Origin of the sequence: Nocardiopsis sp. TNDT3 (assembly GCF_003427465.1) — a bacterium.
Classification (GTDB): domain Bacteria; phylum Actinomycetota; class Actinomycetes; order Streptosporangiales; family Streptosporangiaceae; genus Nocardiopsis; species Nocardiopsis dassonvillei.
The window spans coordinates 1-12,486 of sequence record NZ_QPFC01000328.1; the positions used below are offsets into that span (position 1 = coordinate 1).

General features: G+C 72.6%; 13 protein-coding genes and 1 pseudogene. 5 read left to right on the forward strand and 9 right to left on the reverse strand.

Annotated elements, in window-relative coordinates:
* The first annotated feature begins 66 nt into the window (after positions 1-66).
* A complete protein-coding gene (locus DQW06_RS08895) occupies positions 67-987 on the forward strand; it encodes an NADP-dependent oxidoreductase (protein WP_071622910.1) in 921 nt (306 codons plus the stop codon).
* Positions 988-1,031: 44 nt separating this feature from the next.
* On the opposite strand, the gene DQW06_RS08900 is transcribed toward DQW06_RS08895, so the two are convergent.
* Both DQW06_RS08900 and DQW06_RS08905 read right to left on the reverse strand, forming a co-directional pair.
* Positions 1,032-1,439, reverse strand: a complete 408-nt coding sequence (locus tag DQW06_RS08900; protein ID WP_071622909.1) for a helix-turn-helix domain-containing protein — start codon at positions 1,437-1,439, stop codon at positions 1,032-1,034.
* On the reverse strand, positions 1,436-1,804 hold the full coding sequence (locus DQW06_RS08905; protein WP_013155340.1) for a type II toxin-antitoxin system RelE/ParE family toxin: 369 nt from the start codon (positions 1,802-1,804) through the stop codon (positions 1,436-1,438). The genes DQW06_RS08900 and DQW06_RS08905 overlap by 4 nt, the downstream gene beginning before the upstream one ends.
* Before the next feature lie 139 nt (positions 1,805-1,943).
* Between DQW06_RS08905 and DQW06_RS08910 the strand changes: the two genes are divergently transcribed.
* Positions 1,944-2,648 carry a DUF4352 domain-containing protein gene (locus tag DQW06_RS08910; protein WP_117198278.1) on the forward strand — a complete coding sequence of 235 codons (705 nt, stop codon included), beginning with the start codon at positions 1,944-1,946 and terminating at the stop codon, positions 2,646-2,648.
* On the opposite strand, the gene DQW06_RS08915 is transcribed toward DQW06_RS08910, so the two are convergent.
* Both DQW06_RS08915 and DQW06_RS08920 read right to left on the reverse strand, forming a co-directional pair.
* Positions 2,645-3,667 carry a folate-binding protein YgfZ gene (locus DQW06_RS08915; protein WP_013155338.1) on the reverse strand — a complete coding sequence of 341 codons (1,023 nt, stop codon included), beginning with the start codon at positions 3,665-3,667 and terminating at the stop codon, positions 2,645-2,647. The genes DQW06_RS08910 and DQW06_RS08915 overlap by 4 nt on opposite strands.
* A 334-nt stretch (positions 3,668-4,001) precedes the next feature.
* Positions 4,002-4,538, reverse strand: a complete 537-nt coding sequence (locus DQW06_RS08920; RefSeq protein ID WP_013155337.1) for an FABP family protein — start codon at positions 4,536-4,538, stop codon at positions 4,002-4,004.
* Positions 4,539-4,747: 209 nt separating this feature from the next.
* On the opposite strand from DQW06_RS08920, the gene DQW06_RS08925 reads away from it, so the two are divergent.
* Entirely contained in the window at positions 4,748-5,521 is a 774-nt protein-coding gene (locus DQW06_RS08925) for a GIDE domain-containing protein (RefSeq protein ID WP_117198279.1), read from the forward strand.
* A gap of 14 nt (positions 5,522-5,535) precedes the next feature.
* Positions 5,536-5,898, forward strand: a complete 363-nt coding sequence (locus tag DQW06_RS08930) for a DsrE family protein (RefSeq protein WP_013155335.1) — start codon at positions 5,536-5,538, stop codon at positions 5,896-5,898.
* A 307-nt stretch (positions 5,899-6,205) separates the two neighbouring features.
* On the opposite strand, the gene DQW06_RS08935 is transcribed toward DQW06_RS08930, so the two are convergent.
* The 5 genes from DQW06_RS08935 to DQW06_RS08955 all read right to left on the reverse strand — a co-directional run bounded on the left by DQW06_RS08935 (position 6,206) and on the right by DQW06_RS08955 (position 11,058).
* Positions 6,206-6,952 (reverse strand): phosphoglyceromutase, encoded by a 747-nt coding sequence (locus DQW06_RS08935; protein WP_013155334.1) that lies wholly within the window; start codon positions 6,950-6,952, stop codon positions 6,206-6,208.
* Positions 6,953-7,032: 80 nt separating this feature from the next.
* Positions 7,033-7,578 carry a YbjN domain-containing protein gene (locus DQW06_RS08940; protein WP_232051598.1) on the reverse strand — a complete coding sequence of 182 codons (546 nt, stop codon included), beginning with the start codon at positions 7,576-7,578 and terminating at the stop codon, positions 7,033-7,035.
* Positions 7,569-8,849 (reverse strand): D-inositol-3-phosphate glycosyltransferase, encoded by a 1,281-nt coding sequence (gene mshA / locus DQW06_RS08945; RefSeq protein ID WP_370013254.1) that lies wholly within the window; start codon positions 8,847-8,849, stop codon positions 7,569-7,571. Before mshA ends, DQW06_RS08940 begins: the two co-directional genes overlap by 10 nt.
* Positions 8,850-8,967: 118 nt before the next feature.
* A complete protein-coding gene (locus DQW06_RS08950) occupies positions 8,968-9,954 on the reverse strand; it encodes an alpha/beta hydrolase family protein (RefSeq protein WP_013155331.1) in 987 nt (328 codons plus the stop codon).
* Positions 9,955-10,074: 120 nt separating this feature from the next.
* Complete coding sequence (locus tag DQW06_RS08955) at positions 10,075-11,058, reverse strand: DUF523 and DUF1722 domain-containing protein (protein ID WP_013155330.1); 984 nt, start codon at positions 11,056-11,058, stop codon at positions 10,075-10,077.
* A gap of 93 nt (positions 11,059-11,151) precedes the next feature.
* Here DQW06_RS08955 and DQW06_RS08960 point away from each other — a divergent pair.
* A pseudogene (locus DQW06_RS08960) lies at positions 11,152-12,452 on the forward strand (cryptochrome/photolyase family protein).
* Positions 12,453-12,486 lie beyond the last annotated feature (34 nt).

Below are 12,486 nucleotides of genomic sequence, written 5' to 3' on the forward strand. Positions count from 1 at the left end.
GTCCCGTCGGGCCCTCCGTGTCCTTTCGCACGGAATGAACTCCGGGACGCGACCGCTGTTGTGTGCATGAAGGCAATCGCACTACAGCAGTACGGATCGGCCGACGACCTCGCCCTGGTGGACCTTCCCGACCCGAAGGTCGCCCCGAGCGAGGTCCTCATCCGGGTACGGGCCGCGGGGGTCAACCCCGTGGACTGGAAGCTCGCGGCGGGCGGCCTGGACGCCCTCTTCGAGACGGACTTCCCGCTCATCCCCGGCTGGGACGTCGCCGGTGTCGTCGAGGCGGTCGGACCCGACGCGCACGAGTACCAGGTCGGTGACGAGGTCTACGGCTACGCCCGCAAGGACTGGGCCAAGAACGGCACCTACGCCGAGCTGGTGTCGGCCAGCGTGCGCATGCTCGCGCCCAAACCGCGGTCGCTGAGCTGGCAGGAGAGCGCCGGTGTCCCGCTGGCGGGCCTCACCGCCCTCCAGTCCGTCGAACGGGCGGGGGTCGGCTCCGGTGACACGGTGCTCGTCCACGCCGCGGCGGGCGGCGTCGGAGCGTTCGGCGTCCAGATCGCCGTCGCCCGCGGCGCACGCGTCATCGGTACCGCCAGCGAGCGCAACCACGACTTCCTGCGGTCCCTGGGCGCCGAACCCGTGGTCTACGGGGACGGCCTCGTCGACCGCGTCCGGGCACTGGCCCCGGACGGCGTCGACGCGGTGCTCGACTTCGTCGGCGGGGGAGTGGTCCAGGAGCCGGTGCCGCTGACGGGCGGTCCCACGCGGATCGTGTCCATCGCGGACCCGAGCGTCCAGGAACTGGGCGGGCACTGGCTGTGGGTGCGCCCTGACTCCGAGGACCTCGCCGAGCTGGCACACCTGGCCGACGACGGCAGGCTCACCGTGCACGTGGACCGCGAGTTCCCGCTGTCCGAGGCGGCCGAGGCCTGGCGCCTGAGCCAGGCCGGACGCACCCGGGGAAAGATCGTCCTCACCGTCTGACCAGCCCACGACGGGCCCGGCCGCACCGGCCGGGCCCGTCGTTCTCACGCGGCGTCTCGCTCACCCGCGGAGGCGTCGACATCCTCCCCGGTTCCAGTCGCGGCAGCGGCGTCGCTTCCGGGGATGTCGAGCGTGACGCTCAGCGGACCCTGGTCGACCCTCAGGTGCAGTTCGCCGCCGATGGCGCTGATGTAGGACCGCAGGAGTTCCAGGCTGTCGATCCGCCCGTGCTCGATCTGGGAGATCCGCGCCTGGCTCACTCCCATGATCTGGGCGACCTCCTTCTGGGTCCTTCCGCTCTCCTTGCGCAGGGAGGAGAGCGCGTAACCCTGACGCTCGGCTTCGATACGGGCGGTTTCCGCATCGAAGACAGCCTGGGCTTCCTCAGAGGCGAACCAGGGGTCCTGCTTTTCGGACTCCGCTTGGATCTCTCGCCAACTACGCGCCTTCATGCCTGCTCATCCTTTCGCCGCCTCAGATGTTCCAGATAGCGCTGTTCTGCCACCGGGATGTTCTTCTGATACCACCTGTTCCACTGCCCGGACTTGTCACCGGCCACCAAGAGCACCGCCTGCCGCTCTGGATCGAACACGAAAAGCACACGGATCTCGCTTCTTCCTGAGGAGCCAGGGCGAAGTTCCTTGAGGTTGTGTATCCGACTGCCTTTAACCCTGTCGGCTAGCGGACGTGTCAGGTCAGGACCGTGGCTTTCCAGTTGGCTGAGAGCAGCGTCAAACCGCGTCGCGGTGACCGGGTCATCAGCCCGGAGTTTGAGGTACCACTCCTCAACGGGCTCCAACATCAAGATTTCCCACATACAGGAGAACATAATGATGTTCTTATGTCCAGTGGGGTGGAACGGGAAAAGTGCTGACTGGGCAGGGCTGCCTGGCGGCTGACCAGGGAGAAGGCGCCTCGGGGTGGAATGAACCACGGGTGCCGTGCGTCACACCAGCATGAGTAGTAGAGGCCGTCACCCACCACCGTCCAGAGGGCCCGGCTCCGTCGTACGGGCCCTGGCCGCACCCGTCGCCGTCATCCTGGCCGGAGCCGGGTGCGTGGCCACCGTGGTCTCGCTGGAGCGCGCCCCGCTCCCCGAGGCCCGGCTGGTCCTGGAACAGTCGGAGCCGGAGCCCGGTACCGCCCAGGAGCCCGCCACACCGGATCCCTCAGCGCCGGGTCCCTCCGTGCCGGACCCGGCCCCGCCGGACCCGGGACCCGAGCAGGAGGAGCCGCCCGGGGGCGGGGCGGAGTCCGATCCGCAGCCGGTGCCGCCGGAGTCCTACACCGGGGCCTCCGCCGTCTTCGACACCTTCCTGGTGGAGGTGGAGACGGCCTACACCGACACCACCGTCACCGACGGGATGGGGGCCTCCGCCGTCGCGCCCCCGGACTCCGAGTACCACGTCTACCGGCTCGACGTCACCAACCAGGGCTCCGAGCCCGCGGTCTTCGACACCTACGGGACCATCGGCGTGACCACCGAGGGCCTGGAGTACGCCAACGACGTCGACGCCGAGATCGTCGTGGCGTGGGACTACTTCTGGGACGAGATCAACCCCGGGGAGAGCGTCACCACCCACATCCTGTTCCTGGCGCCGACCGGGACCGAGTTCGCCGAGGTCCACATCGGCGGACGTAGCCTCCTCGAACCGAATTAACGCGGACGGCGGCGCAGCTCGATCTTGGCGTTGGCGCCCGTGTCCGGGTCGACCACGACCTCCTGACCGGCGGCGATGCCGTCCACCACCAGGTCGGCGTCGGTGGGGGCCGAGCGCTTGACCACGCCCAGGGCGATCGGCCCCAGCTCGTGGTGGCGGGCCGACGTGCCCACCCGGCCCACGGAGCGCCCGTCCAGCTCGATGGCGGCCCCCACCTGCGGCAGGCGCTCGGCGGTGCCGTCCAGGTGCAGCATGACCAGACGGCGCGGCGGACGGCCCAGGTTGTGCACCCGCGCCACCGTCTCCTGGCCCGGGTAGCAGCCCTTCTCCAGGTGCACCGCGCGGCCCACCCAGTCCACCTCGTGCGGGATGGTGCGGTCGTCGGTGTCCAGACCCGCGCGCACCCGGTGCTCCGCGATCCGGTTCGCCTCGTAGGCCCACATGCCCGCCGGGCGCGCCCCGGCCGCCGTGAGCGCCTCCGCGGCCCCGACGAGCCGTTCGGCGGGCACGAACAGGTCGGTCTCGCCCTCGACCGCGCGCGCGGTCACGTCACCGAGCGACGCGGCCTCCACGGCCTTGGCGCGGTCCGGACCGAGCACGCTCAGCACCGCGTGGGAACCGCTCAGGTCCTCCACCTCGACACGCAGCATGAACCGCATCGAGTCGAGGAACCCCGCCAGCTCCGGGCCGTCCCCCGGCTCGGTGTGGATCCAGGTGGCCTCGCCGTCGTCCACCAGCGACAGGTGGTGCCGCAGGTGTCCCTTGGTGTCCAGGACCAGCGCCTCGGTGGCGGTGCCCGGGGCCAGGCCCCGGGTCAGCTGGCTGGTGAGGTCGTTGAGCCAGCCCAGGCGGTCGGGGCCGGTCACCCGCACCACGCCCCGGTTGCTCCGGTCGACCCACGCGCTCGAACGTTCGGCGGCGCGTCCCTCGTGCGCGGGGTCGCCGTAGTGCGCGGCGACTCCGGTGTCGGGGGACTCGGCGCTCACGGCGCCCGGTGTGCTCAGCAGCGGCGAAGTCATACCAGCGAGACTAGTCGGCCTGCCAAGGGAGCGGAAACGCCGTCCCCACCTGCGGTTTCGCGCACAGAAAAAACATTTGCCCCGCCTCCGGAGCGGGACGTAGTGTCGGAGGCACGCAAGAAAGGAGGTGGTCCAAGAGATGGTTGATCTTAGGACTGGCGAGGTGGCCGTCCGCTAGGACGACGCTCGCGTTCGCGCGACGTCGTTCGCAGCGAATCCCAGACGGACACCCGGACCCCGGGCCGCCGGAACTCGTCCGACCGGCCCCGCCCCAGCGGCGGGAGCAGCCCGGGGTCTGCCCATGCCCGGACCGGCCCCGGCCACTCGGCCCCGACTACTTCGAGCCGACCCTCTTGAGCTGCGCCGACATGTACGAGCGCAGGCCGTGGCCGCGCGCCGCCAGGTCCCAGGCGTACCCCAGCGTCTCCCGGTTGTCGCCGAACAGGCCGTACAGCCGGTGCGAGGCGGTCGCGTCGATCCCGGTCTCGGTGTGCACCACCGCGTCGGTGGACATCTCCACCCGGTTCGCGAACACGTTGCCCAGGTAGACCTCGTTGAAGCCCTCGGGGTGCGCGATCAGCACCTCCAGGTGCACGACGGGCTCACCCTCCTTGGGCTCCGCGCCCGTCTCGGGCCGCACCCGCCAGTAGCCCGACTCCTCGGTGACCAGCTCACCGCGGGTGCCCTCCGGGTTCATCCGCCAGGCCCGGCTCGTGAAGGTCAGGTAGGGCAGGCCCGCGTTGTGCGCGAACTCGATCTCCTGGCCGAACTGGAACTCCTCCACGTCGGCGTAACCGGCGACGCCCACGCCCTCCCAACGGCCGAGCAGGAAGGACAGTTTCGCCAGATCGGGGTGTACCTCAGCGTCCATATCCCCAGAGCGTAGCGGCGGCTGGAGGCGGCGGTGACCGCCGACGGCGCACCGTGGCCTCCGCCACTCCCCGGCCCCGGTCTGGACATGCCCAATTGGCCCCGCTTTCCCGGAGAACTGGTAAAGATTGTCAGCAGCGCGGTGCGGCCACGGGGCGTGTTCTGCCGACCGCGCCTAGACCTCCGACGTGTTCTCCAAAGGGGCGGCCTGTGTTACTGGTGATCGGTTCGGCGCTGCTCGTGGCCGCGGTGGTCCTCCTCCCCCTGACCCTGATCGCCCTGCGGCGCTGGCTGCGTCAGCGGGGACTGGCCCAGCTGCGCCCGGGCGTGCTGGCGGCCAGGGAGGGGCAGCGGGTCACGCTCACCGGTGTCGCCGCTCCCGGTCCCGACGGTCCCATCTCCTCCGGCCTGGCCGGTGCCGAGTGCGTCTGGCACGGCCACGAGGTGCTGCGCCACTACTGGCCGCTCAACCGCGACCCGTCCGAGGGCGCGGTCCGCGAACGGGCCTGCGACTCCATCGCCGACTACGGTTCCGAGGACCTGTTCGGCATCGTCGCCGAGGGCCGCCCCGGCGACGGCGACCGGATCTTCGTCGACCCGGGCGACACCGAGCCGCGCGGCGCCGAGCTGTGCCTCAAGCGCGTGGTGGGGCGTCCGCAGCCGGGTGTGGCCTCACCCGCGGACGACCTGCTACCCCGCGTGCGCGGCCGCATCTCGGGCGTCTTCCGGGGCGAGACCATCGAGTTCGAGTACCGCGAGTGGGTGATCCGGCCGGGCGCCCGCATCCGTGTCACGGGCCGGGTCCAGGTGCGCGAGGGCCGCGTGGTCCTGGCCGCCCCCGAGGACGGGACGCTCAGCATCGAGCACGGTGTGGAAGACCAGCCGGTGCGGGTCTCCCCGCGCCGCACCGAGGCCCTCGCGCTCACCATCGCCCTCGCGGTCTGCTCGATCGCGGGCGCCGTGCTGACCGCCGCGGCGCTCTGAGTAGGCTGACGGGCATGTCTCGTTCCTTGGTGATCAAGGTCACCGCCGGGGAGGACGACCCCGAGCGGTGCAACCAGGCGTTCACGGTGGCCGCCGCCGCCCTGGCCAGCGGCGTCGGGGTCTCCCTCTGGCTGACCGGTGAGTCGGCGTGGTTCGCGGTCCCCGGCCGCGCCGAGCGGTTCTCCCTCCCGCACGCGGCCCCCCTCAAGGACCTGCTCGACGCGGTGCTCGCCGCGGGCCGGGTGACGGTGTGCACCCAGTGCGCCGCCCGACGCGACCTGACCGTGGACGACCTGATCCGGGGCGTGCGCATCGCCGGGGCGCCGTCCTTCGTCGAGGAGGCAGTCCAGGACGGCGCGCAGGCCCTCGTCTACTGAGGCGGGGAGCGTTGTCCACAGGCCGCGAACGGCCCTGGCGCGGCCCCTCCTCCGAGACCTAGCGTGGTAAAGGGGGAGGCCGCGCCTCCGCCCGCACCGCCATGCCCTCACGCGGCCCGCTCCCCACGCGGCCTCCGACGGAGCCCCGCCCGGCACTCGTCCGCTCCCCACGCGGCACTCGCCCGCACCCCGCGCGACTCCCGACGGCGCCCCACACGCTCCTCGCCCACGTCCCGCCCGGCCCCCGACAGCACAGTGCCCGCACCGCCAAAGGCGGCGCGGGCACGGCGACGGGATCGGGCGGGCGTTACTTCTTGCCCTGGTTGGCGACGGCCTCGATGGCGGACTTGGCCGCCTCCGGGTCGAGGTAGGTGCCGCCGGGGTTGGTCGGCTTGAACTGGTCGTCCAGGTCGTAGCGCAGCGGGATGCCCGTCGGGATGTTCAGCCCGGCGATGTCGGCGTCGCTGACGCCGTCCAGGTGCTTGACCAGCGCGCGCAGCGAGTTGCCGTGCGCGGCGACCAGCACGGTCTTGCCCGCGGCCAGGTCCGGCACGATCGAGTCGTACCAGTACGGCAGGGCGCGGTCCAGCACGTCCTTGAGGCACTCGGTGCGCGGCAGCAGCTCCGGCGGCAGCTCGCCGTAGCGGGCGTCACCGGCCTGCGAGTAGGTGTCGTCGTCCGCGATGGGCGGCGGCGGGGTGTCGTAGGAGCGGCGCCAGATCATGAACTGCTCTTCGCCGTACTCCTCGCGCGTCTGCGCCTTGTCCTTGCCCTGCAGTGCGCCGTAGTGGCGCTCGTTGAGGCGCCAGGTGCGCTCGACCGGCAGCCAGTGCAGGTCGGCGGTCTCCAGGGCGAGGTTCGCGGTGCGGATCGCGCGCTTGAGCAGGGAGGTGTAGACCACGTCCGGCCGTACGCCGGCCTCCTTGAGCAGCTCGCCGCCCCGGCGGGCCTCCTCCTCGCCCGTCGCGGACAGGTCCACGTCCACCCAGCCGGTGAACAGGCCCTTCGCGTTCCAGACGCTCTCACCGTGTCGCAGCAGTACCAGAGTTCCCATGGGGGCAAGCCTAGCCACCCGGGCACCGCGCTCGGGCGTCCGCCCGCCCCTTGCGGGGGAGCGGCCGCGACCGGGCCGCCCTATCCCTCGTCCCGGGGCTCGACCAGGTGCGCGAACGCCCGCAGATTGCGCATGTCGTGGCCGCGCTCGGCACGCCAGCGCCACTCCTTGCGGATGGCCGACGCGAACCCGCGCTCCAGCGCGCCGTTGAAGTTCTCGTCCGAGTAGGTGAGCACGCACCCCAGCAGCCGGTCGACCTCGTCGGGGGTGACGCCCTCCAGCGGCAGGCGGCCGCGGATGTAGACGTCGCCGACCTCGTCCGCGACGAAGGCCATCCCGTACATGTCGGCGCTGCGGCGCATCAGCCACAGGTAGAAGTCGGCGTGGTTCTCGTCGGGCTGACGGCAGAAGAACGACGTCAGGGTGAGGCTGTGCGGCCCCACCTCCAGCCACACCAGGGTCTTGAGCTTGGCCTTCCCCGGCAGGGTGACCAGGAACGACCCCTCGCGGGGGCGCTCCACCTCCAGCTCGGCCTCCGCCACGGCCGAGGAGACCGCCTTGGCCGCGGCGTCGCGGGCAGCGTCCCTGTCCACCTCGTACTTCCCCTCCTCCTCGGTCACCGGCACGCCGCCAGGGGCAGCGCCCGGGGGGCGGTGCACGCCCGGTACACGTCCAGCAGTTCGTCGACGGTCCGCGACCAGCCCAGGGTGGCGGCGTGCTCGGGTGCCGCCATCGCCAGCTTGGCACGCCACGCCGGTTCGGCGATCATCCGGTGCAGTTCGGCCGCGTAGTCGTCCGGGTTGTGCCCCCGTACCAGGACACCGGACACCCCGTCGGCCACGGCCGTGGTCAGGCCGCCCACGCGCGCGGCCAGGACCGGGGTGCCGCACGCCTGGGACTCCACCGCCACCAGGCCGAACGACTCGGAGTAGGACGGCACCACGGTCACCGCGGCCGCGCGGTAGTAGTCGGCCAGACGCTCGCGGGTCTGCGGCGGCTCGATCCGCACCACGTCCGCCACGCCCAGGGAGCGGGCCAGGTCGGTGAGCAGGCCGGGCTCGCGCATCCCGCCGCCCGACAGGCCGCCGACCACGCCCACCACCAGGCGCGAACGCAGTGAGGGGTCGCGCTCCAGCAGCGCGGCGGCGGCCCGGATGAGCACGTCGGGGGCCTTCAACCGCTGCACGCGCCCCACGAACAGCAGGAGTTCGGTGCCCGCGGGCAGTCCGATCCGCGCCAGCGCGTCCCGGCGCGAACCGGGGCTGAACACCTCCAGGTCCACACCCGGGGGGATGACGCTGATCTGGCCGTCGCGGGCGCCGTAGTGCTCCCGGAGCTGGCGGGCCTCGTCGTCGGTGTTGGCGATGAGCCGGTCGGCCTGGCGGACCAGCTGGTCCTCCCCGCGCAACCGGGCCTCGGGCTCGGGCTCGTCGCCGTCGGCCAGGGAGGCGTTCTTCACCCGGGCCATGGTGTGCATGGACTGCACCAGGGGCACGCCCCAGCGGCGGGCGGCCACCACACCGGCCTGGCCGGACAGCCAGTAGTGCCCGTGCACGAGGTCGTAGTGGTCGGGTTCGTTCTGCGCCTCGGCCCGCAGCATCCCGAAGATGAACGGACACAGGTGCTCGGCGAGGGTGTTCTTGTCCAGGCGGCCGTAGGGCCCCGCGGGCACGTGCCGCACGTTCACGCCCGGGGCCAGCTCCACCACCGGCGGAAGGTCGGCCCGGGTCGCGCGGGTGAACACGTCCACGGCCACTCCGCGTTCGGCCATGCGCCGGGCCACCTCGACCACGTACACGTTCATGCCTCCGGCGTCGCCGGTGCCGGGCTGGTCGAGCGGGGAGGTGTGCAGACTGACGGTAGCCACCCGGGACGGGACCGCCGTCTGCTCAACGATTCCAGACACCGGGGGTCCCTTCAGGTCGTGTGCGCAGCCGCTGTCGTCAACAGCGACGAAGGTACACACTGTTCCCCGCCGCTCCGTCCGAGGGGGCCGGGTGCGCACACCGCGTGACCTACGGTGCGGAACTCCAGCCCGAGACCAGGAAGTCCACGGCGTCGGGGAAGGAGCGCTTCCAGGTCGTGAAGTCGTGGCCCCCGTGCGGGTGGAGCGTGGCGACCGTCATACCGCGTTCGGTGAGCAGGCCGGCGAAGCGCTCGGCCTCCCCGTGGATGCTGCCCCGCTGGAGCGGTGTGTGGTCCTCGGTGCCCTCCACCAGCATGAACCTGAGGTCGCGCACCCCCTGCGAACCGAGCAGCCGGTCGGGGGAGTGCGGCCCGGTGTCGCCGCCGAAGACGCCGTACGGGTCGTCCACCCGGAAGTACCCGGCCCAGGACACCACCTGGGTGTAGAGGTCGGGGTGGCGCAGCGCCAGCGCCGCCGCCCCGTACCCGCCCATGGAGAACCCGCCGACGGCGCGCAGCGCACGGGGGCGCGTGTGCTCGCCCTCGACGGCCTCCACGGCCGCGCCGGTGACGAAGCTCTCCAGCGCGAACCCCCCGTCGGCGGCGTCGCCCCACTCGGTGGTGGCTCCCCCGCTCTCCTGGCCGTAGGGGGCGGCGATGACGAACTCGACCCCCGAACGGCACATCTGCCGGTCCAGGAGCGCGCCGACGTCCTCGTCCATGAGCGTCTCGTGGGTGGAGGCCGACCCGTGCAGCAGGTAGAGCACGGGCAGGTCCGCGCTGTCGGGGCCCGAGGGGCGCCGGATCCACAGGGGACGGCCGCCCTCGGGGGCGCCGGTGTCGGGCAGGGTGACGACCTCGTCCCTGCCGGGTGCGGCGCAGGCCGAGACCTGACCGGGACGCGGCAGGGGCGCGGAGGGCCCCTGGATCGGGGAGAGCAGCGTCCTGCTGTGGGCCAGTCGGGGCTCGGGGCCCGGGTCGGGTTCGAGCCGCTCCGTCAGTTCCTCGGGCGGGACCGTGGCCAGCGTGGCGGCTGCCGTGGCGACCACGCAGGAGGAGACGAGCACGAAGACCCGCCGGAAGAAGGACGCGAACACACCGAAACCTCAGGGTCGGGTCAGCGGCACCCTGTCGGGGGACCGGAGGAATATCACTGAGTGTAACCGGTCATGTGTCTTCGGGCACAACTCGGGGGGAAATCGCCCCTCTCCCCGTGATCAGACCGTGACGGCGTGCCGCAGCCGGAGGTCGTCCGGGTACGGGCGCAGGTAGGTCTGGTCGCGGGCCCACTCGACGTCCTCCGCCGCGCAGTGGTGGCGCAGCAGCGCCACCGGGACGCTCAGCGGCACCTGCTCCCGCCGGTAGTCCTCGATCGCCCCCAGCAGGTCGTGCCTGCGGGCGTCGTCCAGCAGCGCGCTCAGCATCCCGAAGGCGTGCTGGAGGGCGTTGACGTGCTTGCCCCGGCTCGGCCGCACGGCCATCGCCCGGTGGAAGGCGTCGGTGTAGGCCGCCCGGACCTCCTCGGGGTCGTCGGCGCCCGCGCGGGCCACGATCCTTCCCGTCTCCCGGTAGCCCTCCGGGGAGTGCGACATCAGCTGGAGCTTCTGGCGGCTGTGGAACGCCACCAGGTCGCGCGGACGCCAGTCGGACTCCCACAGGTGGCGCAGCCGCGCGTGCGCGAAGACGCGCTGGGCGAACAGCTCACGCAGCACGGGGTCCATCAGGCGGCCCTGCTCCTCCACCGGAAGGGAGGGCAGCAGCTCGGTGAGCCGCTGGGCGAAGGCGCCACGGCCCCTGCCGTCCACCCGGCCGCCGCCCTGGTCGAACACGGGCAGGGCGAACAGGCCGCAACTGGGCGACTTGTTCTTGAGCACGTACCCGTCCAGGTGGCGCAGCTGGGCCAGGTGGTGGTCGGCGACCTCGGCCAGCTCCTCGGTGCGGTCGGCGCCGTCCGCGCTGGAGACCACCCGGTCCAGCCCCTCCCGGCGCTGCAGGCGCAGGGTGGGGCGCGGGACGCCCAGGCCGATCTCCGCCTCCGGGCAGACCGGCAGCCAGTCCACGTGCCGGTCGAGCTCGTCGGTGAGGAAACGCGAACGTGAGTGCCCGCCGTTGTAGCGGACCGGAGCGCCGAGCAGGCAGCTGGACACCCCGACCCTGGGGCGGACCGGCGTGTCGGGCAGCGGAGGAAGCCGTGTGGTCATGCGACCTTCCTACCCGGTCAGCGCCCTGAGCACCGGCTTTTCCCCGAAGGATCTAGAGTGTCCACGCGAACACGTCCAGTGAAGGAGTGCCGGTTGGCGTCCGCCACCATCGTCCTGTTCACACAGGACCTCCGCGTCCACGACCACCCCGCCCTGGCCGCCGCGGTCGAGCGCCCCGGCCCGACCCTGCCGGTCTTCGTGCTGGATCCCGCGGTGGCCGGCCGGTCCGCCCGCAACCGAGCCGCCCTGCTCGCCGACGCCCTCGCCGACCTGAGGGCCGCACTGCGCGAGCGCGGCGCCGACCTGGTCCTCCTCCGGGGCGACACCGTCCGTGAGGTCGCCGCCCTGGCCCGGGCCAGCGGGGCCGACACCGTCCACGTCACCGACGGCGTCAGCTCCCTCGCCGCGCGGCGCGCGCGACGCCTGCGCGCGACCGGCCTGACCGTGCGGGCCTTCCCGGGGCTCACCGTGGTCCCGCCGGGGAGGTCACCCCGGCGGGCGGCGACCACTACAAGGTGTTCACGCCCTACTGGAAGGCCTGGGAGGCCGCCGCGTGGCGCGATCCGGTCGCGCCGCCGGACCGTGTGGTCCTGCCCGAGGGGGTCCGGCCCGGCGAGCTGCCCGGACGCGGGACGGACGGTCTGGGCGCGCTCGCCGAGGACCTGCCGCGGGGAGGGGAGCGCGCGGCCCGCGAGCGCCTGGACGCCTGGCTGTCGTCCGGGCTGGCGGCCTACCCCGACCGGCACGACGACCTGCCGGGCGCGGCCACCTCTCACCTGTCCGCCGACCTGCGCCTGGGCTGCCTGTCGCCGTTGGAGGCCGCCCTGGCCGCCTCACCCCTGGCCGGGGGAGAGGCGTTCGTCCGCCAGCTCGCCTGGCGCGACTTCCACCACCAGGTCACCGCGGCCTTCCCGGCGGTGAACGTCCGCGACTACCGGCCCCGGGACAGGAAATGGCGCGAGGACCCCGACGCCTTGGACGCCTGGAAGCGGGGGCGGACCGGCGTTCCGGTCGTGGACGCAGGAATGCGCCAGCTGCTGCGCGAGGGGTTCGTGCACAACCGGGCGCGCATGATCACCGCGGCGTTCCTCACCCGGACCCTGCGCGTGCACTGGCGCGAGGGCGCCGACCACTTCCACGCGCACCTCGTGGACGGGGACGTGGCCAACAACTACGGCAACTGGCAGTGGGTCGCGGGCACGGGCAACGACACCCGGCCCAACAGGGCGTTCAACCCGCTGCGCCAGGCCCGCAGGTTCGACCCCGAGGGCGTGTACGTCCGCCGCTACCTGCCCGAACTGGCCGAACTCCCGGGCGGGCGCGCGCACACGCCCTGGCGGGAGGAGCACCCGCCCCCCGGTTACCCGGCACCGATCGCCGACCCCGGCCACTGAGGCGGCCCGTGCCGGACCCGGCCGGGTCCGGCAC

Bases quoted from the DNA above. Each gene is read 5' to 3' on its own strand.
- DQW06_RS08900 (WP_071622909.1), bottom strand. From the start codon at position 1,439: ATGAAGGCGCGTAGTTGGCGAGAGATCCAAGCGGAGTCCGAAAAGCAG.
- DQW06_RS08910 (WP_117198278.1), top strand. From the start codon at position 1,944: ATGAGTAGTAGAGGCCGTCACCCACCACCGTCCAGAGGGCCCGGCTCC.
- DQW06_RS08915 (WP_013155338.1), bottom strand. From the start codon at position 3,667: ATGACTTCGCCGCTGCTGAGCACACCGGGCGCCGTGAGCGCCGAGTCC.
- DQW06_RS08905 (WP_013155340.1), bottom strand. From the start codon at position 1,804: ATGTGGGAAATCTTGATGTTGGAGCCCGTTGAGGAGTGGTACCTCAAA.
- DQW06_RS08935 (WP_013155334.1), bottom strand. From the start codon at position 6,952: ATGGGAACTCTGGTACTGCTGCGACACGGTGAGAGCGTCTGGAACGCG.
- DQW06_RS08955 (WP_013155330.1), bottom strand. From the start codon at position 11,058: ATGACCACACGGCTTCCTCCGCTGCCCGACACGCCGGTCCGCCCCAGG.
- DQW06_RS08895 (WP_071622910.1), top strand. From the start codon at position 67: ATGAAGGCAATCGCACTACAGCAGTACGGATCGGCCGACGACCTCGCC.
- DQW06_RS08930 (WP_013155335.1), top strand. From the start codon at position 5,536: ATGTCTCGTTCCTTGGTGATCAAGGTCACCGCCGGGGAGGACGACCCC.
- DQW06_RS08920 (WP_013155337.1), bottom strand. From the start codon at position 4,538: ATGGACGCTGAGGTACACCCCGATCTGGCGAAACTGTCCTTCCTGCTC.